18 protein-coding genes and 1 pseudogene are annotated in these 21,628 nt (G+C 66.5%); 12 read left to right on the forward strand and 7 right to left on the reverse strand.

Annotation, left to right across the window (positions count from 1 at the left end; all coding sequences use genetic code 11):
* Nucleotides 1-2 precede the first annotated feature (2 nt).
* The 9 genes from Q9R31_RS15625 to Q9R31_RS15665 all read left to right on the forward strand — a co-directional run bounded on the left by Q9R31_RS15625 (nucleotide 3) and on the right by Q9R31_RS15665 (nucleotide 9,858).
* On the forward strand, nucleotides 3-878 hold the full coding sequence (locus tag Q9R31_RS15625) for an amidohydrolase family protein (RefSeq protein WP_311263629.1): 876 nt from the start codon (nucleotides 3-5) through the stop codon (nucleotides 876-878).
* Between the two features lie 2 nt (nucleotides 879-880).
* Entirely contained in the window at nucleotides 881-1,852 is a 972-nt protein-coding gene (locus Q9R31_RS15630) for an aldo/keto reductase (RefSeq protein ID WP_311263630.1), read from the forward strand.
* Nucleotides 1,853-1,890: 38 nt separating this feature from the next.
* Complete coding sequence (locus Q9R31_RS15635) at nucleotides 1,891-2,736, forward strand: fumarylacetoacetate hydrolase family protein (protein WP_311263631.1); 846 nt, start codon at nucleotides 1,891-1,893, stop codon at nucleotides 2,734-2,736.
* Nucleotides 2,737-2,763: 27 nt separating this feature from the next.
* Nucleotides 2,764-3,540: an SDR family oxidoreductase gene (locus Q9R31_RS15640; RefSeq protein ID WP_311263632.1), complete on the forward strand. Its 777-nt coding sequence runs from the start codon at nucleotides 2,764-2,766 to the stop codon at nucleotides 3,538-3,540.
* 220 nt (nucleotides 3,541-3,760) lie between these two features.
* The gene (locus Q9R31_RS15645; RefSeq protein WP_311263633.1) at nucleotides 3,761-4,741 is read left to right on the forward strand and encodes a LacI family DNA-binding transcriptional regulator; all 981 of its coding nucleotides are present in this window, start codon (nucleotides 3,761-3,763) and stop codon (nucleotides 4,739-4,741) included.
* A gap of 124 nt (nucleotides 4,742-4,865) precedes the next feature.
* On the forward strand, nucleotides 4,866-6,185 hold the full coding sequence (locus Q9R31_RS15650) for an ABC transporter substrate-binding protein (protein ID WP_311263634.1): 1,320 nt from the start codon (nucleotides 4,866-4,868) through the stop codon (nucleotides 6,183-6,185).
* An 87-nt stretch (nucleotides 6,186-6,272) separates the two neighbouring features.
* A complete protein-coding gene (locus tag Q9R31_RS15655; RefSeq protein WP_311263635.1) occupies nucleotides 6,273-7,289 on the forward strand; it encodes a sugar ABC transporter permease in 1,017 nt (338 codons plus the stop codon).
* A complete protein-coding gene (locus Q9R31_RS15660; protein ID WP_311263636.1) occupies nucleotides 7,286-8,194 on the forward strand; it encodes a carbohydrate ABC transporter permease in 909 nt (302 codons plus the stop codon). Before Q9R31_RS15655 ends, Q9R31_RS15660 begins: the two co-directional genes overlap by 4 nt.
* Entirely contained in the window at nucleotides 8,191-9,858 is a 1,668-nt protein-coding gene (locus Q9R31_RS15665; RefSeq protein WP_311263637.1) for an alpha-amylase family glycosyl hydrolase, read from the forward strand. The genes Q9R31_RS15660 and Q9R31_RS15665 overlap by 4 nt, the downstream gene beginning before the upstream one ends.
* Before the next feature lie 21 nt (nucleotides 9,859-9,879).
* On the opposite strand, the gene Q9R31_RS15670 is transcribed toward Q9R31_RS15665, so the two are convergent.
* The 4 genes from Q9R31_RS15670 to fdhA all read right to left on the reverse strand — a co-directional run bounded on the left by Q9R31_RS15670 (nucleotide 9,880) and on the right by fdhA (nucleotide 14,087).
* On the reverse strand, nucleotides 9,880-11,241 hold the full coding sequence (locus tag Q9R31_RS15670; RefSeq protein WP_311263638.1) for an MFS transporter: 1,362 nt from the start codon (nucleotides 11,239-11,241) through the stop codon (nucleotides 9,880-9,882).
* A 67-nt stretch (nucleotides 11,242-11,308) separates the two neighbouring features.
* Nucleotides 11,309-12,259 carry a serine hydrolase gene (locus tag Q9R31_RS15675; protein ID WP_311263639.1) on the reverse strand — a complete coding sequence of 317 codons (951 nt, stop codon included), beginning with the start codon at nucleotides 12,257-12,259 and terminating at the stop codon, nucleotides 11,309-11,311.
* Between the two features lie 142 nt (nucleotides 12,260-12,401).
* Entirely contained in the window at nucleotides 12,402-12,755 is a 354-nt protein-coding gene (locus tag Q9R31_RS15680; protein WP_311263640.1) for a GNAT family N-acetyltransferase, read from the reverse strand.
* A gap of 114 nt (nucleotides 12,756-12,869) precedes the next feature.
* Nucleotides 12,870-14,087: a formaldehyde dehydrogenase, glutathione-independent gene (fdhA, locus tag Q9R31_RS15685; RefSeq protein ID WP_311263641.1), complete on the reverse strand. Its 1,218-nt coding sequence runs from the start codon at nucleotides 14,085-14,087 to the stop codon at nucleotides 12,870-12,872.
* A 313-nt stretch (nucleotides 14,088-14,400) separates the two neighbouring features.
* On the opposite strand from fdhA, the pseudogene Q9R31_RS15690 reads away from it, so the two are divergent.
* The 3 genes and pseudogenes from Q9R31_RS15690 to Q9R31_RS15700 all read left to right on the forward strand — a co-directional run bounded on the left by Q9R31_RS15690 (nucleotide 14,401) and on the right by Q9R31_RS15700 (nucleotide 18,531).
* Nucleotides 14,401-15,376: pseudogene (locus Q9R31_RS15690) on the forward strand (aldo/keto reductase).
* A 223-nt stretch (nucleotides 15,377-15,599) separates the two neighbouring features.
* Nucleotides 15,600-17,276: an ATP-dependent DNA helicase RecQ gene (locus Q9R31_RS15695; protein ID WP_311263642.1), complete on the forward strand. Its 1,677-nt coding sequence runs from the start codon at nucleotides 15,600-15,602 to the stop codon at nucleotides 17,274-17,276.
* A gap of 37 nt (nucleotides 17,277-17,313) precedes the next feature.
* Nucleotides 17,314-18,531 (forward strand): TerC family protein, encoded by a 1,218-nt coding sequence (locus Q9R31_RS15700; protein WP_311263643.1) that lies wholly within the window; start codon nucleotides 17,314-17,316, stop codon nucleotides 18,529-18,531.
* Nucleotides 18,532-18,536: 5 nt separating this feature from the next.
* On the opposite strand, the gene eda is transcribed toward Q9R31_RS15700, so the two are convergent.
* The 3 genes from eda to Q9R31_RS15715 form a co-directional block, all read right to left on the reverse strand.
* Complete coding sequence (eda, locus tag Q9R31_RS15705) at nucleotides 18,537-19,163, reverse strand: bifunctional 4-hydroxy-2-oxoglutarate aldolase/2-dehydro-3-deoxy-phosphogluconate aldolase (protein WP_311263644.1); 627 nt, start codon at nucleotides 19,161-19,163, stop codon at nucleotides 18,537-18,539.
* Nucleotides 19,156-20,571, reverse strand: a complete 1,416-nt coding sequence (locus tag Q9R31_RS15710) for a mannitol dehydrogenase family protein (RefSeq protein ID WP_311263645.1) — start codon at nucleotides 20,569-20,571, stop codon at nucleotides 19,156-19,158. The genes eda and Q9R31_RS15710 overlap by 8 nt, the downstream gene beginning before the upstream one ends.
* 68 nt (nucleotides 20,572-20,639) lie before the next feature.
* On the reverse strand, nucleotides 20,640-21,611 hold the full coding sequence (locus Q9R31_RS15715) for a PfkB family carbohydrate kinase (protein ID WP_397428263.1): 972 nt from the start codon (nucleotides 21,609-21,611) through the stop codon (nucleotides 20,640-20,642).
* Between the last annotated feature and the right edge of the window lie 17 nt (nucleotides 21,612-21,628).

A 21,628-nucleotide genomic window follows, 5' to 3' on the forward strand; every position in this document is an offset into this window, starting at 1 on the left:
AGGTGCTTCAGGTAATTGACTCACACGTCCACGTCTGGGACCCGGCCGTGCTCAGCTACGGCTGGCTGAACAGTGTTCCCGCACTGAACCGGCCGTTCCTTCCACACGAACTTCCGCACCCGCCCGGGACGCGGGCGGTCTTTGTGGAGGCCGATTGCCGTGATGACCAGGCGCTGAAGGAAGTGGACTGGGTGGCCAGCCTTGGGGCCACTTGGCCTGAGCTGGCGGCGATTGTGGCTTTTGCCCCCATCAGCCGCGGGGACAGCGTGTGCCGCGACCTTGCCGAGCTCCGCAAGCGGCCCTTGGTCCGCGGGGTGCGCCAGCTGTTCCAGGACAGGGAGTCCGGCTTTATGGTGGCACCGGAAACACTCGCCGGAGCCCGCCAGGCAGGAAGGGCCGGATTTACCTTTGACGCCTGTGTCCGCTCGTCCCAACTTTCGGAACTTGCAGCGTTTGCTGCCCGGGTACCGGAGCTGGACATCGTGCTGGACCATATGGGCAAGCCGCCCCTTGCAGCCGGCGGCTTCAGCGAATGGAGCACGGCGATGCGTGAACTGGCCAGGCAGCCCAACGTCGTCGTGAAAATCTCGGGGGCGGGCGCGGAAGCTGACCCGACGCGTCCACTTGCGCCGCAGGCCCTGCCCTTCATCCGGGAAACCCTGAACCTGTTTGGGGCGGAGCGGTGCATGACCGGCAGCGACTGGCCCGTCTCGCTCACGGAACCGGACCAGTACCAGGACTGGATCCTCACGGTGGAGCAGGCGATGGCCGGGGCATCGGCCGGCGAGCGCGAAAGTGTCGCACATGGAACCGCAGTTCGCGTTTACCGGCTTGAGGCAGACCCAGGTCCGGCAAACCCAGAAGAGGAGAAGGACTAACCATGCAATCAGAGACCCGCACCATCCCCGGCACTGACGTACGCCTGCCCGTCCTCGGGTTCGGGGGCGCCCCCATCGGCAACCTGTACCGGCAAGTGCCGGAACAGGAGGCGATCGATGCCGTCGAAGCAGCGTGGGAGGGTGGCGTCCGGTACTTCGACACAGCCCCGCATTACGGGCTGGGACTTTCGGAACGCCGCCTTGGACAAGCCCTCGCCGGCCAGGACCGCGACAGCTACGTGCTCAGCACCAAAGTGGGGCGTCTGCTGCGGCCCAATCCGTCCCCAAACGGAAAGGACAGCGAGGGGTTCGACGTTCCCGACGATCTGACCCGCGTCCGTGACTACTCCCGCGACGGAGTGCTGCGCTCCATAGAGGAAAGCCTCCAGCGGCTCGGGACGGACCGGATCGACGTCGTCTACATCCATGACCCGGACGACTATTGGACCGAAGCCCTCAACGGCGCCGCCCCCACCCTGTCCGCTTTAAAGGATGAGGGCGTCATCGGTGCCTGGGGCGCCGGCATGAACCAATCCGAAATGCTCGCCCGTTTCGTCACCGAAACGGACATCGACGTCGTCATGCTGGCCGGCCGGTACACCCTGCTCGAGCAGGGAGCAGCACAGGAACTGCTGCCGGCGTGCCTGGAGCGGGAAGTGGGAGTGGTGAACGTCGGGGTCTTCAACTCCGGACTGCTCTCGAAGGACCGTCCCGCCCGCGATGCCACCTACAACTACCAGCCCGCTCCCCAGGAGCTTCTGGACCGGGCCAACCTGCTCGCGGACATCTGTGAATCACACGGAACCACCCTCCCCGCCGCTGCCTTGAACTTCCCGTACCAGCACCCCTCGGTCACCAGCGTGGTCCTGGGCATGCGCACGCCGGAACAGGTGAAGCAAAACCTCGATCTGGCATCGCAGGAAGTGCCGGACGCGCTGTGGGCTGACCTGCGCCACCGCGGGCTGATCACGTAACCGATACCAACAACACCCTCATTGACGAAAGAAGGACCATGCAGTTTGCACGCATCGGCGAACCAGGCAAGGAAGTACCAGCCATCCTGCACCACCAAAAGTACTACTCCCTGGACCAGGTGGCGGCGGACATCGACGCCGGTTTCTGGGAGTCCGACGGACCGGGGCGCGCAGCGGCGGCGCTTGCCGCGGGGGAATTGGCAGAGATTGACCTTGATGGTGCCCGGATCGGCGCCCCGATCGCCCGGCCATCATCGGTCATCTGCGTGGGCATGAACTATGCGGCGCATGCGGCCGAGTCAGGTTCCGCTCCCCCGTCGGTGCCCATCATCTTCCACAAGGCCCCAAACACCGTGGCCGGCCCGTTCGATGCAGTAGCGATTCCGCGCGGGTCCACCAAGACGGACTGGGAGGTCGAGCTGGGCGTGGTCATTGGACGGCGGGCTTCCTACCTGGAATCCCCGGAACAGGCCCGCGACCACATCGCCGGCTATGTCACCGTCAATGACCTCTCCGAGCGCACGTTCCAGCTGGAGGTATCCGGCGGCCAGTGGTCCAAGGGAAAGAGCTGTGCCGGCTTCTGCCCCACCGGCCCGTACCTGGTCACCCCGGATGAGGTGGATGCCGGCGACCTGCAGTTGCGGAGCTGGGTCAACGGCGACATCCGCCAGGACTCCTCCACCCGGGACCTGATTTTTGGGGTGGAGCGCGTGATCTATGACCTCAGCCAGTTCCTGGTCCTTGAGCCGGGAGACCTGATCTGCACCGGGACCCCGGAGGGAGTAGCCCTGTCGGGGCGCTTCCCCTACCTCAAGGCCGGGGACGTCGTCGAAATTGAAGTAGCAGGACTCGGCCGCCAGCGCCAGGAATTCTTCCAGGGTTAAACAGCCCGACCACGAAAGGACCAGACAATGGAGTTTGCGGGACTCAAGGCAATCGTCACCGGAGGAGCCTCGGGGATAGGGGCCGCAACGGCCCGGCTGCTGCAGGAGCGCGGTGCCGCCGTCGCTGTTTTGGATCTCCGCCCCGGGCAGGCGCCGGAAGGGGTCACGGCAATCCAATGCGACGTCTCGGACGACGGCTCTGTCCGGCGGGCAGTACAGGAGGCAGCAGAGCGCCTGGGCGGGATCGACATCCTGGCCAACAACGCCGGCGTGGGTGCGCAGGGCACCATTGAGTCCAACGACGACGACGAGTGGCACCGTGTGTTCGATATCAACGTGCTGGGGATGGTCCGCGCTTCAAGGGCCGCCCTGCCGTACTTGCGCCGGTCCGCCCACGCGGCGATCGTCAACACGTGCTCCATTGCGGCCACCGCCGGGCTTCCGCAACGCGCCCTCTACAGCGCCACCAAGGGTGCTGTTCTGTCGCTCACCCTGGCCATGGCTGCCGACCACCTCCACGAAGGGATCAGGGTCAACTGCGTAAACCCGGGTACCGCTGACACTCCGTGGATCGCCCGGCTCCTGTCAGCAGCGGCAGACCCCCAAGCCGAGCGGGCCGCACTCGAGGCCCGCCAGCCGCACGGCCGGCTGGTATGCCCGGAGGAGGTCGCTGCAGCCGTCGCGTATTTGGCCAGCCCGCTCGCCGGGTCCACCACGGGCGTGGACCTGGCTGTCGACGGCGGCATGCAGGCACTCCGGCTCCGGCCCCGACCTGCAGCGGCACCAGCAGAAAGCAGGCAGTAAGGCCTGCCACGGGAGAAATACAAAACAGGAACGGCTGCCCTCATTAGGGGGCGGCCGTTCCCGTTTGTTCGCCGCCGCGCTGCCTCCGGCGGTCGCCGTTTACGAAACGCAACGGCTTCCAGCACCCTTCCCCTAATCTTGTTGAGGCAGGTTACGCAACCGTTTACGTAAACCGTTTGCGTAACCTTTCCGGCACCAGGCTGAAAGGAAGGAGGACACTGTGGTAACCATCAGGGATGTGGCGCAGCACGCCGGAGTGTCCCCTGCCACCGTTTCCCGCGTGGTGAATGGCCTGGTGGGGTACTCGGACGAGACGCGGGAACGCGTCGAGGCCGCCGTCCGGAAGCTCAGCTACGAGACGGACTACCTGGCCCGTGGGCTCAAGACGAGGCAGACATCCGTGATAGGACTCCTGGCGCCCATGGTGTCGGACGCCCTGGCATCCAAGGTGATGCAGGGCGTCGAGGAGGAAGCCCAGGAACGCGGCTACGCCGTCATGCTCGGGCGCACCGGGGCCAAGTCCGCCTTCATCGCCGGCTACCTTCGCACCCTGCGCACCTACCGGGCGGCAGGTGTCATCCTTATCTCCGCCGTCATCACCCAGGAAACACGCCAGCTGCTGGGGCCGAACATCCCCATCATCTCCGTGGCGATCAGTGACAAGTCCGGCTCCCCCAGTGTCGCCATCGACGATGAACAGGCCGCATATGACGCAACCCGTCATTTGCTGCGGATTGGCCACCGGCGTATCGGGCTCCTGGCCGGTGACCCGCAGTCGGTCTTTGTGGCCCAGCCACGCAGGCGCGGCTACCTCCGCGCCATGAGCGAGGCGAAGTGCACCCCCGTGACGGCCACCGGAAGCTTCTTCTACGACAGCGGAGCCCCGGGCCTGGATGAGCTCCTGGCCCAGGACCCCGGTCTCACCGCGATCTTCGCCGTCAGTGACGAAATGGGCGCCGCGGTGGTCAATGAACTCCAGAAGCGCGGCAGGAAAGTCCCCGAAGACGTCTCCGTGCTGGGCTTCGACAACACGTCAACCTCGCTGCACGTCCACCCGCCGCTCAGCACCATGGCCCAGCCGCTGGAAGAGATGGGGCGCATGGCCGTCACCAAACTCCTCCGGGCACGGGACCTCGGCCCCAAAATCATGCCCCACCGGCTCATCGAGCGGGGTTCCACGGCACCGCCGCCCGCCACCTGACCGTACCGCCACCAAGCCATGCCCCCGCACACGCGGCGGCCGGCGCTTTCCCGCGCCGCCGTCGTCGTGCTTTCCCATGCCCGCACCAATGTGCCACAGAAAAAATCCCCAGAAGGAGCATCACATGAGGCAGCGCCGCCACACCTGGCAGACACTTCTCACCACCACCGCACTGGTCACCGCGGCCGCTACCGGGCTGACAGCCTGCGGCGGAACGTCCCCGGAACCCAAGGCCAGTGCCAACCCCGCGGCCGCCTTTGAAGGCAAGGGGCCAATCAACTATGTCTCCAACCGCGACGCTTCCGGCGCCGCCAACAAGAGCATCGAGGAATGGAACACCGCCCACCCCGACGAGAAGGTCACCTTCATCGAATTGCCGGACTCCGCGGACCAGCAACGCCAGCAGCTCATCCAGAACGCCCAGATCAAGTCCGACACCTTCAGCGTGCTGAACCTCGACGTCGTCTGGACCTCCGAGTTCGCCGCGAACAAGTGGATCCTGCCGCTGCCCGCGGACGCCATTCCCACGGACAAGATGATCCCGCCGACGGTCAACGCCGCAAAGTACCGGGACACCCTGGTGGGCGCCCCGTACTACACCGACGGAGCGCTGTTCTACTTCCGTTCGGACCTGCTCAAGGCCGCCGGCGTCGCCGCCCCGCCCAAGACCTGGGACGAGATGAAGACCGCCTGCAAGGCCATCCTGGCCCTTCCCGAAGCCGCGGGCATGTCCTGCTACGCAGGCCAGTTCGACAAGAACGAGGCCCTGACGGTCAACTTCTCCGAGGCCGTGGCCTCCGCCGGCGGCTCCGTGGTGAACGCCGAGGGCAAGCCCACGGTCAACACCGCGGAAGCCAAGAAAGGCCTGAACCTGCTGGTGGACGGCTTCAAGGAAGGACTTTTCCCGTCCGACGCCATCACCTACCTCGAGGAGCAGGGCCGCCGCGCATTCCAGGATGGCAAGGTGGTCTTCCTGCGCAACTGGCCGTTCGTCTATGCTTCCCTCAGCGCCACCGACGGTTCCAGCAAGGTCAACGGCAAATTCGACATCACCTCCATCCCGGGCACCGACGGCCCAGGCGTCTCCACCCTGGGCGGCCGCAGCCTGGCGATCTCCCCGTTCACCCCGAACAAGGCCACCGCGCTGGAATTCGTCAAGTTCTTCACCAGCCAGGAGCAGGCCCAGAAGCGCCTTGAGCTGTCCTCCCGCGCCCCTGTCTACGGCGCCCTCTTCGAGGATCCCGCCGTCGTCGCCAAACGGCCATTCTTCCCCACCCTCCTGAAGTCCTTGAATAACGCCCAGCCGCGCCCGAAGGTGGTCCAGTACGGCGCCACCACCAAGGCCATCCAGGAAGAGGCCTACGCCGCGATAACCGGGAAGAAGGACACGGACACCGCCCTGAACGACATGCAGGCCAAGCTCACCGAACTGGCCGCCAAGTAATCCCCCGCAGTTCGTTCCCGATGCCTGGCCGGTCGGCCTACCCCCGGCCGGCCAGGCATGCTGCAACTTCCAGTTAGGTACCAAAGCATGACGACGACGACCGCCTCGCCCGCCGGCGAGCAGACCGGCGCAGCCGGACCGGCCAGCCCGCACAGACGCGGCAAACGGACCCCCGGCGAGGGCCGCATGGCCGCGATGCTGCTCTCCCCCACGATCCTGGTACTGGTCCTGGTGATCGTGTACCCGCTGCTCTCGGCGGTGCACCAGTCACTGTACCGCGCCGAATCCGGCCTGGACGTAGACGGCTTCGTCTCCGACGTCGACTCCTTCGTGGGCCTGGCCAACTACGCAGACCTCTTCGCCGGCGAATCCGGCCGGCGCTTCGTCAACGCTTTCGCCAACACCACCTTCTTCACGGTCAGCACGGTGTTCCTCGAAACTGTCCTTGGTCTTTGCCTTGCCCTGGCCATGAACCGCGCATTCCGCGGCCGGTCCTTCCTGCGTGCCAGCATCCTGGTCCCGTGGGCCGTCCCCACCGCCGTTTCGGGCCTGCTGTGGCGCTGGATCTTCCAGTCCGACGGCATCGCCAACACCCTGCTGGGCAGCGAAATCCTCTGGACCGCCGAAGGTAACGCCTCCAAGCTCGCCGTGATCATCGCCGAGGTCTGGAAGACTGCCCCGTTCATCGGGCTGCTGGTCCTGGCCGGCATGCAGGTCATCCCCGGCGAAGTCTACGAAGCGGCCAAGATCGACGGTGCCGGCTGGTGGCGGCAGCTGGGCTCCATCACCCTCCCGCTGGTCAAGCCCACCCTGCTGGTGGCCGTGCTGTTCCGCATGCTCGACGCGCTGCGCATGTTCGATCTCCCCTTCGTCCTGGTGGGCCCGGGCAAAGAATCGGTGGAAACCCTCTCCATGCTGGCGTGGGACGAATCCAACCAGCTCCGCTACGGGTCCGCCTCCGCGTTCGCCGTCATGCTCTTCCTGTACGTCGCCGTCGTCGCGATCGTCTTCGTCAAGGTGCTTGGCGCCGACATCACCGGCGCCAAGGAACTGAAGCTGATCACCAAGAAGTCCCGCACCACGAAGGCCGAGGCCACACGATGACCATCTCCGACCTCCGCAACGCCACCGCATCTTCCGGCGCAGCCCCCGACGCCGGCACGGCCGCCGGCCCCGGAAAGCCCAAGCGAACCTGGCGCTCCTACAGCGTGTATGCCGGCCTGGCCCTGATCTTCGTCTACTGTTTGGCCCCGTTTTACTGGATGCTGGTCTCCAGCCTCCGCCGGACTGCCGACATCTTCGACAACACCCTGCTGCCGGCCCCGTTCTCGCTGGAGAATTACGCCAAGGTCTTCGACGGCTCCACCATGTTCGGCCAGGCGCTGCTGAACTCGCTGATCGTCGCCGGCACCACCACCGTCTTCGCCCTGCTCCTGGGCGTTTTCGCCGCCTACGCCATCTCCCGGTTGAACTTCCGCTTCAAGTCGCTCATCCTGGGCGTCATCATTGCGACCTCCATGTTCCCCGGCATCTCCGTGGTGGTCCCGCTGCTGCGGCTCTTCACCGACATCGGCTGGATCAACACCTACCAGGCCATGATCGTTCCCAGCCTGTCCTTCGCGATCCCGTTGGCGGTCTGGAACCTCACCACCTTCATGAAGGCCCTGCCGTTTGACCTTGAAGAGGCCGCCATGATTGACGGCTGCACGAAGTGGCAGGCGTTCCGGAAGGTCCTGCTGCCGCTCGCCGCGCCCGGTGTCTTCACCACCGCGATCCTGACCTTCATCCACAGCTGGAACGAGTTCATCATCGCGCTGTCCATGATCAACGACCCCAAGATCCAGACTGCCACCGTCGCAATCTCCAAGTTCACAGGCGCCACGGAATTCCAGGCGCCCTTCGGCGAGCAGATGGCCGCCGGGGTGATCGTCACCGTCCCGCTGGTGATCATGGTGCTGATCTTCCAGCGCCGGATCGTCGAAGGCCTCACCGCAGGCACCGGCAAATGAGCGGGCAGCCTGTCGACGCGCCCGCGCCCGTCGCGCTGGCCGAGGAAACCGCCCTCACCCCCGCCGGCCAGTGGTGGCAGTCGGCTGTCATCTACGAGGTCTATCCGCGCTCCTTCGCCGACGGCGACGGCGACGGCGTGGGCGACCTCGCCGGTCTCATCGCCCGGCTGCCATACATCGCCGCCCTCGGCGTCGACGGCATTTGGATGACCCCGTTCCAACCTTCCCCGCAGGTGGACCAGGGCTACGACGTGAGCGACTACTGCGGAGTGGACCCCTTGTTCGGCACCATGGAACAGTTTGATGCCCTCCTGGAGCAGGCGCATGGGCTGGGCCTTCGGATCCTGCTCGACGTCGTCCCCAACCACTGCTCTTCGGAGCATCCGCTGTTCCAGGCCGCACTTGCGGCCGGTCCGCGGTCACCGGAGCGGGACATGTTCCACTTTGTGCCCGCTGCCGATCCTGCCACTGACGTTCCTCCGAACAACTGGCAGAGTGTTTTCGGCGGCCGCGCCTGGAGCCGCGCCAATCCGGAGTCCGGGACGGACACCGACTGGTACCTGCACCTCTTCTCACCCGCGCAGCCGGACTGGAACTGGCGCAACCCTGCTGTCGGCGACTACTTCGACGGCGTGCTGCGCTTTTGGTTCGACAAGGGCGTGGACGGCCTCCGCATCGACGTCGCGCATGCCCTGTTCAAGGCCGAGGGCCTGCCGGACTCCCCCTCCACAGGCGGGGTGGTGGACGGGCTGCGGTCCAACCCGCAGGTCTCGGACCAGGAGGAAGTCCACGAGGTCTACCGCCGGTGGCGTACCCTCGCCGGGAAGTACCAGCCGCAACGCCTGCTGGTGGGTGAGGTCAACCTGGAACCGGCCCGTGCCGCCCGCTACACCCGCGCCGACGAGATGCAGCAGGCCTTCGCCTTCGCGTTCGTGAAGCTCGGCTGGGACCCGGCGGCCTGGGCCGCCGTGGGCAACGACCTCGAAACCGCGCGTCGGCTGCACGGCGGCCCCCCGACCTGGGCGCTGGAAAACCACGACATCGTCCGCTCCGCCACCCGTTTTGGCGGCGGCGAACTGGGTTCCTTGCGGGCACGCGCCGCACTCGTTGCGTTGCTCGGGCTGCCCGGTCCGGCGTATATCTACCAGGGCCAGGAGCTCGGCCTGCCGGAAGTGGACGTCCCGGTCGAGGCCCGGGTAGATCCCATGTGGGCCCGGGGCGGAGTCTGCCGCGACGGCGCCCGGGTTCCCCTGCCGTGGACCGAAGACCCGGCCCTCAACCACGGCTTCTCACTGGCCAGCCCGGCACCGGTGCCCACGGCCAAGCCCTGGCTGCCGCTTCCCTCCGGCTGGGGCAAGCACGCCATCGAACGCCAGCAACAGGATCCGGACTCTGCGCTGGCGCTGGCCACCCGGGCCATGGCCCTGCGGCGCCGGCTCTGGGCCGACGGCACCTTCACGGCGGACGACGGCGGCACCTGGCGGGTGGAGGACGGGAACCTGCTGATCTGCGAACGCAACGCCGGCTTCCTGGTGGCGGTTGCCATGGGAAGCGAACCCGTGAAGCTGCCCGCCGGCGTCGTCCTTTTCAGCGCCTTCCCTCTGGAGCAGGACGGCCGGCTGCAGCCGGACAACGCGGTATGGCTCCGGCGCGAAGGGCCCTAGGAGGTACTCCGCGCAGCCGGCCTAAACCTTCTGCTGCCGCCAGAACACGGAGATTCCGAACGTCACGGCACAGAGCACCAGCATGGCCAGCACCATCCGCATCCAGCTGTCCTGGTGCACTCCGCCGGACGCGAACACCCCGATCATCACGGTGGCGGTAATCGCGCCCACGTAGCGGCAGGTCTGGTAGATCCCGGCAGCAACGCCGCGGTCCTGAGGCCGCGTGGACACGAACATGCCCTGGTTGGAGGCGATGCTGACCGTGCCGTACGGGATGCCCATCAGCGCGGTCAGCACCACCACGACAGGGATGGCCAGTGTGCCGGTCAGCAGCCACATGAGTGCCGCCACCATGGTCAAAAGGACGACGCCGGCAAGCAGCACGCGGCGGACACCAAACCTTCCCATGGCCGAAACTGCCCACGGGGTGGCCACCACGGACATGCCCGCCAGCGGCAGCATCAGCAGGCCCACCACGCCGGGATCGTAGCCGCCGGCTTCCTGCAGCAGCTGCGGAAGGCCGAAAAAGACGAAGTAGTAGACGCTGCTGAACACGGCGAAGGCGAGGTACACCAGCATCAGCGGCCTGTTCCGCCCCAGCAGCCGCAGGTCCAGGAAGGGCTTGGCGAAGCGCAGCTCCCGCCAGGCAAACAATGCCGCGATGACGGTCCCGCCGGCCAGCATCCACCAGCGGTAGTCCGGCGCCACGTTCAGGGCCGCCATCATGACCAGCAGGAGCGCGCCGATGAAGCCGGCAATGCCCGGGACGTCGGAATCCCGCACCAATTCCGCCACGCTGCCGCGCTCCCGGACCTGGTCCGGCGGCGCGGCCCTCCGCACGATGAGCAACGCCGCCAGCGACAGTGGGACGTTGATCAGGAACAGCGACTTCCAGCCCACGAAACCCACCAGCAGGCCGCCGATCACCGGGCCCACCGCGGCTGCGGACGTGTTGGCCATCTGCAGCCGGCCCAGTGGCCGGGCCGAATCCACTTTGGCCTGGTGCGCCAGGGCCCCGACCATCACCACGGCACTGGGATATGCGGTGGCTGTTCCCAGCGCCATGACCGCCCGCGCCACGCAGAGCAACGCGAAGTTCGGGGCCAGCGGAGCCAGGGCGCAGGTGACGGCCACAAGCCCCATGCCGAGCAGGAACATCCGCCGCGGCCCGAACCGGTCTGCCAGCCGGCCCATCACCGGCTGCCCGGCCGCGGAGGCGAGGTAGAAGGACGTAACCACCCAGGTGACGGCAGCGACGTCGAGCCCAAAGTCGGCGCGCAGCACCACCAGGGCCACGGCGATCATGGAGGAGTTCAACGGGTTCAGTGCCGTGCCCAGGCTGAGGCCGGCGACGGCCAGGGCAGTCCGGGGGTTGTTGCTCACGGTAACAGTCTGGCCTAAAGCCTCCACCGCGGGCGACTTACCCCCGTCCGGCGCGGTGTGGCATGCACTACTTGCCGGCCACACCCACCGGGAACAGCGCGTCCTCAACTGCCTGGGTCAGGTCCCGGATCACCTCGGCCTGGCCATCATCCGTCGCGCCATCACGGTTCTCCGTATAGATGACCAGCGCGAATGTGGAACCGCGGTAGCTCAGAAGCGCGGCGTCGTGCAGTTCGCCGGACACTTCCCCGTACTTGTGGTGCACGTCCACGCCGGACCTTGAGCCCGCCGGAATGAGGTCTTCGTTATTGGTGTCCTGCATGTAGCTCAGTAGCTGCGCGGTGTTGTCCTTGTCCAGGAGCTCCCCCGCGTACAGCTTCTTGAGGATCAGTGCCATGTCCGCTGCCGTGAGGAGGTTTTGTTCGGGGTCGTAGGTGACGCCAATGGAGTCCGCGTAGGCAATCAGTTGCGGGTAGCCCACGGCGTCCATCAGCAGCAGCCAGGAATCGTTGTTGCTGTCGTTGACCATGGCTTTGAGTTGGAACTCGGCGTCGTAGTCGCCCATGGAATCGTCCAGGCTCGCCTGCCCGTTTTCCACCATGTGGTAGTAGGCGGCGGCAGTGAGGATCTTGGCCGTACTGGCAGCAGTGAACGTGTCCTGGTCGCCGAACGTCCGTTCCGCGCCGCCGGACACGTCGGCGAGCGCCAGCCCGATCCGGTATTCATCCGCCTCACTGAGGATGTTGTCCACGCTGTCCTGCAACGACGGCGGAGCTGCCGCCACCGGCGCCGCGGGTACGGCCGGTTGGGTGGGGACCACGGCGCCCGTTCGCGGCTCGGACCGGACCACGGCGAGCGTGACAGTACCGACGATGACCAGCACTACCGCAAAGGCCAGTATCAGCAACCTTCTGTGGCCCCGCTTCCTGCTCGAGGACGGCTTCCCGGAGGACGGCTTGCCCGGCGGTGGCAGCGGAGCACCGCGGCCTGGTTTGGGCACCACGGGGTGCACGGACATACAAAGGGCTCCTGTCCCGCCTCGGCAATCAAAAACACCACCAGCGCGGATGGACCGCGCTGACAAATGCCGATTAAATCACCGGAGGTTGGGAGCTTCCTGAAGGCTTGCGGAGTGTTCCGCGCCCAGTATTAAGGATGCGCTAACCGCGGGTGCGGGCCGTCATGGCGGTGTCCAGGAATTCCAGGTGGGCCGCCGCCACGGGCACGACGTTCGCCGAGTATTCCGGGTGCTTGGCCAGGAACTTCTTGATGAAAGGGCACACCGGGATGATGCCGCTCCCGGCTTCCACCGTGCTGTCCAGGGCAGCCGTGGCCAGCCGGCCTGCCAGGCCCTGCCCGCCGTATTCCTCGTTGATCACCGTGTGGTAGAAAATCCGCTGCGGCGACTCCCCGCCGTCGTACTCCTTGTACGCGGCCTTGCCGATCACGTTGCCGGCGTCGAGGATCTCGAAGCGTTCACGCCCCGGGTTATGGCGGACGGTGATGTCACTCAAGGGAAACTCCTTCATTTGCGGGTTTCTGCTGCCCGTGCAAAGCCTAACCCGGCACGGGCAACAGTTATTTCCGCAAGCAAGGGATCCTTGGTGGCGTCCCCGTCCGCCTCCGCGTCAGCTCAAGTAGCCGTTGGGGTTCAGGACGTACTTGGTGGCTGCGCCGGCGTCGAACTCCGCGTAGCCCTTCGGCGCCTCCTCCAGCGGAATGGCCTTGGCATTGACGTTCTTGGCGATGCTGACCCGGTCATTGAGGATGGCCATCATCAGCTGCCGGTTGTACTTCATCACCGGGCATTGGCCCGTGGTGAAGCTCAGCGACTTTGCCCAGCCGGTGCCAAGGCTGAGGCTCAGCGAGCCCTGCTTGGCGGCCTCGTCAATGCCGCCCGGGTCGCCGGTGACGTAAAGGCCGGGGATACCCAGCGCCCCGCCGGCCGCCGTGATCTCCATCAGTGAGTTCAGCACCGTCGCGGGCGCTTCCTCCGCATTCTTCCCATGGCCGTGTCCGCGGGCCTCGAACCCCACCGCGTCCACGCCGCAGTCCACTTCCGGTACACCCAGGATCTGTTCGATCTGCTCTTGCGGGCCGCCCTGGCTCAAGTCCACCGTTTCGCAGCCGAAGCTGCGTGCCTGCGCCAACCTGTCAGCGTTGAGGTCGCCCACAATCACGACGGCGGCACCCAGCAGATGCGCGCTGGTGGCCGCTGCCAGGCCAACGGGACCGGCACCGGCGACGTACACGGTGGAGCCGACGCCAACCCCTGCACTGACGGCGCCGTGGAAGCCGGTGGGAAAAATGTCCGAGAGCATGGCCAGGTCCAGGATCTTCTCCATGGCCCGGTCCTTGTCCGGGAACTTCAGCAGGTTCCAGTCCGCGTAGGGCACCAGGACGTAGTTGGCCTGGCCGCCCACCCAGCCGCCCATGTCCACGTAGCCATAAGCGCTGCCCGGGCGGTCCGGGTTCACGTTGAGGCAGATGCCGGTCTTGCGCTCCTTGCAGTTGCGGCAGCGGCCGCAGGCGATGTTGAACGGCACCGAACAGAGGTCGCCGACTTTAATGAATTCGACGTCGCGTCCCACCTCCACCACTTCACCGGTGATTTCATGGCCCAGCACCAGGTTGGGCGGAGCGGTGGTGCGGCCGCGGACCATGTGCTGGTCCGATCCGCAAATGTTGGTGGCCACGGTTTTGAGGATCACCCCGTGGTTGACCGGACGTCCCACGTTGGCGGGGTTGACCCCTGGCCCGTCCTTGAGCTCGAACGTCGGATAATCAATGTCAATAACTTCGACCTTGCCTGCTTCTTTGTAGGCAACGGCTTTGTTCCCTGTCATCTTTTGCTCCTGTAGTCAGGCGTCCGGTGGGACGGCCATGATCTGGGTGGGTGGGACATCCCGCATGGGAACAGCGCTGGCCCATGGGTTTTCGGAGATTCAACGCGGTCAGGTACCGGTTCCCGGGTGGGGATCCGCCCAGTCTAGGCAGGGCCCGGAAGGTGGTCTAGGGGTACGAAGCCCCTTGTTTGGGGGAGCATTCCATAGGGGAAACGCCTATAGTGGCGTACGCCGCACCACCCGGCTCCCGCTGTTCTGGAAACGCACGCAGGCCGGCCGATTCCCGGGCAAGTTCCACCCCTGAGGAGAACCCATGAAAACGCGCACCCTTGGACAACTGACAGTCTCCGCCCTGGGCCTTGGCTGCATGGGCATGAGCGAGTTTTACGGCGACGGCGACGAGCAGGAGTCGATTGCCACCATCCACGAGTTCCTGGACACCGGCGGATCCCTGCTCGACACGGCAGACATGTACGGCCCCTTCACCAACGAAAAGCTGGTGGGCCGCGCCATCGCCGGACGCCGCGCAGGCGCCATCGCTGGCCACCAAGTTCGGGAACGAACGCCGCGAGGACGGTTCCTGGGTTGGCATCAACGGCCGCCCCGAATATGTCAGGTCCGCCTGCGACGCCAGCCTCCAGCGGCTGGGCGTGGACCACATCGACTTGTATTACCAGCACCGGGTGGACAAGACCGTGCCCATTGAGGACACGGTTGGCGCCATGGCGGAACTGGTCCAGGCCGGGAAGGTCCGGCACCTGGGCTTGTCCGAGGCGTCCGCCGACACCATCCGGCGGGCCCACGCCGTGCACCCCATCACCGCCCTGCAGACCGAGTATTCGCTGTGGGAACGGGAGCCGGAAACCAAGGTGTTCCCCGTACTCGCCGAACTGGGCATCGGCTTTGTGCCCTACAGCCCGTTGGGCCGTGGCTTCCTCACCGGGCAGATCCGCAGCGTGGACGACTTCGCCGCGGACGACTTCAGGCGGCACTCCCCGCGCTTCCAGGGCGAGAACTTCACCCGCAACCTGGAACTCGTGGACCGGGTAAAGGAGCTGGCCGGCCGGAAACAGTGCACTCCCGGCCAGCTGGCCCTCGCCTGGCTGCTGGCGCAGGGTGAGCATATCGTCCCGATCCCGGGCACCAAGAAGCGTGAACGGCTTCGCGAGAACCTGGGCGCAGTGGACGTCGAGCTGAGCCAGGACGAGCTGCAACTGCTGGACCAGCTGGCCCCGGCGGGGGCAACTGCCGGCGCCCGCTACCCCAACATGTCCACCATCGACACCTGAATGGGCCGGCCCGCCAGCGCCGCCGCGGCTGGGCGGACGGCGGGCAGTGACCGGCCATATCCCCGCCTAACGGACAAAAACCCCTCGCCCGCCGTGGGGAAAGGTCCTCAATGCGGGGAGTTGCCATCGCCGGACGTTGCGACGGCGGGGCAGGGCTGGCGTAGGGTGGTTCGTACGGCTGAAGCAAGCGGCCGCTGTTTTCGTCTGTGCGGAGCGACTTTTCATGTCCGACGAACCAGCCCTTCGGGCCCTTGCTGATTCTCCCTTCTCCCTGCCCCACCTGCGGGACGGCCAATTGGCCGGCATGGCAGCCCTGGCCGACGGCCGCGACGTCCTGGCCGTCATGCCCACCGGCTACGGCAAATCCGCCATCTACCAGGTCGCAGCCCTGCACCTGCACAGGACTACCGGACGTCCCGCCGTCGTGGTTTCACCGCTGATTGCCCTGCAGGAGGACCAGCTGGACGGGCTGGCCCAGGTCCTGGGGCAGGATTCCGCGGTGGCCATCAACTCCTCGCACAGCGACACAGAGGTCGAGGCGTCATGGCAGGCCGCTGAGGAGGGCAGGGCGGTGTTCCTGTTCCTCGCACCGGAGCAGCTGGCCAAGCAGTCGACCGTGGACCGGATCAAAGCCCTGGAGATATCACTGTTCGTGGTGGATGAGGCCCATTGCGTTTCCTCCTGGGGCCACGACTTCCGCCCGGACTACCTGGCCCTCGGCGCTGTCCGGGAACAGCTGGGGAACCCGCCCGTGGCTGCTTTGACCGCTACTGCCTCCCCGCCCGTCAGGGACGAGATCGTGGAGCGGCTGGGCATGGAGGCCCCCCTGGTCCTGGTCCACGGCTTCGACCGGCCCAACATCAGCCTGGACGTGGTCCGGCACCAGGAGGACAAGGGCAAGCGCAAAGCCGTGCTGGAGCAGGTGGCGGACCTGGCCGGGAAGGGGCAGGGCCTGCTTTACGCGGCCACCCGGAAGGACACGGAGAAATACGCGGCCAAGCTGGTTGAGGAAGGGCTGCGCGCGGAGGCCTACCACGCAGGCCGTTCCGCCAAGGACCGCGAACACATCCACGAGCTGTTCCTGGACGACAAGCTGGACGTCGTGGTTGCCACCACAGCGTTCGGCATGGGCATCGACAAGCCCAACGTCAGGTTTGTGGTGCATGCCGACATTCCGGAGTCGCTGGACGCGTACTACCAGGAGATCGGGCGGGCGGGCAGGGACGGCGAACCCGCCTCCGCCGTGCTGCATTACCGCTCGGAGGATCTGGGGCTGCGGAAATTCTTTGGCACCCACTCCCCCGATCCCGATTCCCTCCTGGAGGTCTTGAAGATCCTCAAGGCTGCCAAGGCTCCCGCACCCAAGGCGTCGCTGGCAGAACTCACCGGGTTACCCTCCCGCCGCGTCACCGGACTCATCAACCAGCTGGAGGAGGTTGGCGCCGTCAGCACGGGCAAACGGGGAATCCGGCTGGCATCCAAAGCCAAGCTCCCCACCCTGGTGGCCGACGCCGTGGAACTCGCCGAGGCCCGGCAGCGCGTGGACCAGTCCCGGCTGACCATGATGCGCGCCTACGCGGAGACGGACGGCTGCCGGCGGCAGTTCCTGCTGGGCTACTTCGGCGAGGATCTGCCGGAGCCGTGCGGAAACTGTGACGGGTGCGCTGCTGCCGCTTCATCGGACTTGGCGCAGCAGGGCAAGGCGTCCGACGACGGCGGGCCGGCTTCCGCCGCCGAGGAGCCTTTCCCGCTACAGTCCGCGGTGGTCCACAAGGAGTGGGGCCCCGGCCTGGTGATGCGGCACGAGGACGACGTCATCACGGTGCTCTTTGAACAGGAGGGGTACAAGACGCTGTCCCGGTCCGCCGTGGTGGAGAACAAACTCCTGAAGCCCGCTTAGGTAGGCTGGACGGAACCTCCGACGAAAGGCCCGCCGCGTGGAAGTACCTGCTTATGTCTGGACCCTGACCATCGCGGGAATCGTGGGGCTGCTGGCCTTCGATTTCTTCTTCCACGTCCGGAAAGCCCACACCCCGGCCCTCAAGGAGTCCGCCACCTGGTCCGCGATCTACGTGGGCGTCGCGCTGGTGTTCGGCCTCGGGGTGCTCCTGTTCGGGGGCCCGGCCATGGGCACCGAATACTTCGCCGGCTATGTCACGGAGAAGGCCCTGTCCGTGGACAACCTTTTCGTGTTCCTGATCATCATGGCCAGCTTCAAGGTGCCCCGCGCCGACCAGCAGAAGGTGCTGCTCTTCGGCATCGTGTTCTCGCTGATCGCCCGTACGGCGTTCATCTTCCTGGGCGCGGCATTGATCAACAGTTTCGCCTGGGTGTTCTACATCTTCGGGCTTATCCTGCTGATCACCGCCGGCAACCTGCTCAAACCCGACAACCACGACGACGACTCCGAAGGCCTGGTGGTCCGGCTCGCCAAGAAGTTCCTGCCGGCGTCGGAACACTACGACGGCGACAAGCTCTTCACGGTGGAGAACGGCAAGCGGGTCCTGACGCCGATGCTGCTGGTGATGGTGGCCATCGGCGGCACGGACATCCTGTTCGCCCTGGACTCCATTCCGGCGATCTTCGGCCTCACCCAAAACGTGTTCGTCGTGTTCACCGCCACCGCGTTCTCGCTGATGGGCCTGCGGCAGCTGTTCTTCCTGATCGACGGCCTGCTGGACCGGCTGATCTTCCTCTCGTACGGCCTGGCGGTCATCCTGGGTTTCATCGGCGTGAAACTCATCCTGCACGCCCTGCACGAGAACACGCTTCCATTCGTCAATGACGGCAAGCACGTCAACGTAGTGGAGGTCAGCACAGGCGTCTCGCTGGGCGTCATCCTGGGTGTCCTGGTGGTGACCATCCTGGCGTCCATCTTCAGCCCGAAGGGCAAGGCCAAGAACGCTGTGTCCGGGGCGCGGCGCCACGCCACGGAATACCTGGACCTCAACTACGAGACGGACATGGCGGAACGCGACAAGATCTTCGCCAGGATGTGCGGCGAAGAGGCCCAGATCCGCAAGCTTCCCGAGAAGTACAAGCGGCTGGTCCGCAACGAAACCGAGTTCATGGAGCTGCTGCACAAGGCCCACGCGGAGCACGACAAGGCCCAGGTCCGGGCCGCCGCAGCCGAAGAGGCCGCCGCCGAGGGCTGACGGGATTACCGTGCGAGCGCTGCCGCACCGCCGGCCAGACTGGTGATCCGGGCCCAGTCTTTGGCCGCGACGGCGTCGGCCGGCGTAAGCCAGCTCCCGCCAACGCAGGCAACGTTGGACAGCTTCAAGTACTCCGGGGCGCTGGCCAGGCTGATCCCTCCGGTGGGGCAGAACTGCACGTGCGGGATGGGCGCCCCGATGGCCGCCAGGTAGGACGGGCCTCCCGCCGGGCCGGCCGGGAAGAACTTCATGGCGTCCAGGCCCTGCTCCAGGACCGCCATCACCTCCCCGACCGTGGCGACGCCGGGAAGCACCGGAACGTCCAGCGACAGCATCGAGGTGAGCAGGGCGGGGGTGACCCCGGGGCTGACCAGGAATTCGGCACCTGCCTGAACGGCGGCGTCGGCCTGGCCCGGCGTAAGAATGGTGCCGGCGCCCACCAGGATGTCCGGTACCTCCTCCGCGATCAGTTTCAGGGAGGTCAGCGCAGACTCGGTCCGGAGCGTCAGCTCGATGATCTTCACGCCGCCGTCCACCAGGGCACGCGCCAGGGGCACGGCATCCTGGGGGTCGTCGATGGTGACCACCGGGATGACAGGTGAAACGCGGAGGACGCCTGATGCGTCAGCCATGGTTGATCTCATTTCCCAGGCCGTCCGGCCCGTTGTCGATAGTCCCGTTGGTTTCGATGATGCGGTACCAGTCCAGGAGCAGTTTCCGGAACCCGCCGTGTTCGGCCAGGTCCTGCTCGAAAATGGGCCGGAACCCCAGCAGGGCGGGCACCACGGTGTCCGCGTCCCGGCGAGCCGGCAGTGTTGCGTTCAGTTCCGCAGTGAGGGGGTCGTCCAGGTCCGCTTCTGGGGTGGTGGCAACGTGGTGCATCCACGCGGCGACGGCGAGCGCCGCCCACGCTGGCGCGCGGCCGGCGTCGAATATTCCCCTGATGGTGGGAAGCAGGCGCAGCCCGATTTTCTGGGAACCGTCGCTGCCCACTTTCGCGGTGGTGTGGCCCAGGGCAGGGTTGGCGAAACGGCGTAGCACCTCGTCGCAGTACTGCTCCCCGTCCAGCCCGGCCGGGAGGGTGATGCTGGGCAGCGCTTCCTGGAGCAACATGCGCCGGCAGGCGCTGCGGAATGAGTCCGCGGCCACGGCGTCGCTGATGGTTTCCTTGCCGGCGGCGAGGCCAAGGTAGGCCAGCATCGAGTGGCTGGCATTGAGCAGCCGCAGCTTCGCGGCCTCCCAGTTCGCGACGTCGGAACTGAACACCGCCCCGGCATCCTCCCAACGCGGCCTGCCGGCGGCGAAATTGTCCTCGATGACCCACTGTTTGAAGGTTTCGGCCACCACGGCCGCTTCGTCGCGCAGGCCAAGTTCATGTTCGACGCCGTCCAAGTCACCTGGCGTGGTGGCGGGCACCATCCGGTCAACCATGGTGCTGGGGAAGGTGGCGTTTCCTGGCAGCCAGGCCAGCAGGGGCTCACTTTCGGGTGCGGGCAGGGCCCCGGCGAAGTTCCTGACGAGGGTTCCGGTAAGTTCCCCGTTGCCGGGCAGGTTGTCGCAGGACACCACCGTGACCGGTCCGGCACCAGTGAGAGAGCGCTGTTGCAGGCCGCGGACGATTTGCCCGATGGCGGTGTGCGGCGCCCGTCCGGCGAGGTCCGCCTGGATTTCCGGGTCCTTTAGGTCAAGGGTGCGGGTCTGCGGATCGAAGCGGTATCCCTTTTCCGTGATCGTGAGGGTGACGATCCTTGTGGCCGGGGCGGCGATCCGCTCCACCACCAGGTCCGGGTTGTCCCGCCCCGATATGACGTCCACGATGCTGGAGACCACACGCAGCGGGCCGGCAGCCTCTCCCCGTTCGACCACGGTGAACAGGCCGTCCTGCGGCGCGAGTTGCCGGGCCACGGTGTCCGAACGCTGGGTGACCCCAACGATCCCCCACTCGAAGTCGCCGGCGGCCAGCATCGCGTCCTCCGTATAGACGGCCGTGTGGGCGCGGGCGAAGGCACCCAGGCCCAAGTGGACGATGCCGGGCTGCACTTGGTCCCGCCCGATGCCGGCCTGGTGCCCACTGGTCGCCAGGGCACTCGTTGCCAGGGACGATGAACTCAGGCGTGCGATGGCAGCGCTCCTTCCTGAGTGCCGGGGACCGGGGCAGTACCCGCGGCAACCGTTGCGGCATGGGCCTTGGTCTGTTCGAACGTTGGGATGAAACCGGTCCCGCCCTTGCCGCCAACCACCAGCGATGATGCCGCAACCCCGTAATGCGCCGCCGTCGGAAAGTCGTCGCCCAGCACCAGTCGTGCTGTCAACGTGCCAACGAAGGCGTCGCCGGCACCAGTTTGGTCCACCACGGCGGGGGCAGGGATTGCGGGCACCCAGGCAGAGCCGGCACCCACGCCGGCCCCGTCCCATTCCAGCTGGACCCCCTGTGCCCCGCAGGTGACGGCAACGTTGGCCGCACCCAGCGAGCGCAGCGTGGCCGCAGCCTCCTCCGGGGAGGGAACAGCCAGCAGCGCACTCGTCTCGCCAGGGAATGACGGCGTCACCAGGAAGGCGTGCGGCGCCAGGGCGGTGAGCGCCGCCGTCGCGTCCTCTGCGCTGGTGAGCCGGGGACGGAAGTTTGGATCGTACACAAAGCGCCCGGCCAGGCCGGCAGCTTTGACGACGGCGGCGCGCGACGTCCGCGAAATGGCGCAGGCGATACCGCCCGCCACTACGGCCCCGGCTGCCGCGAAAACGTCCGGGTCGACGTCGTCAGGCCCCAGGGTGGAACCCACGCTGCCGCTGCGGGCGTAAGAGAACTCGCGCTCGCCGGCGGGATCGCTGTGCACCAGGTAGACGCCCTGCTGGCCGCGCCGGAACTTCAAAAGACCAGTGGAAATGCCCAGTTCCGCGATGCGGGCGGCGATCGCCTTGCCGAGGTCGTCGTCGGTCAGGACGGACAGAAGGCCCACGCGGGCACCGGCGGCAGCGGCTGCCGCGGCGACATTGAGGGCGTCACCGGAGATGCCGAGCTGGGCCGGGACGCCGTCGGCAAAGGGAAGGTCGGTGGCGACTTCGACGAGGATCTCGCCCATGACCACCACGTCAAAGA

This window comes from Pseudarthrobacter sp. BRE9 (assembly GCF_031844305.1).
Lineage (GTDB): Bacteria > Actinomycetota > Actinomycetes > Actinomycetales > Micrococcaceae > Arthrobacter.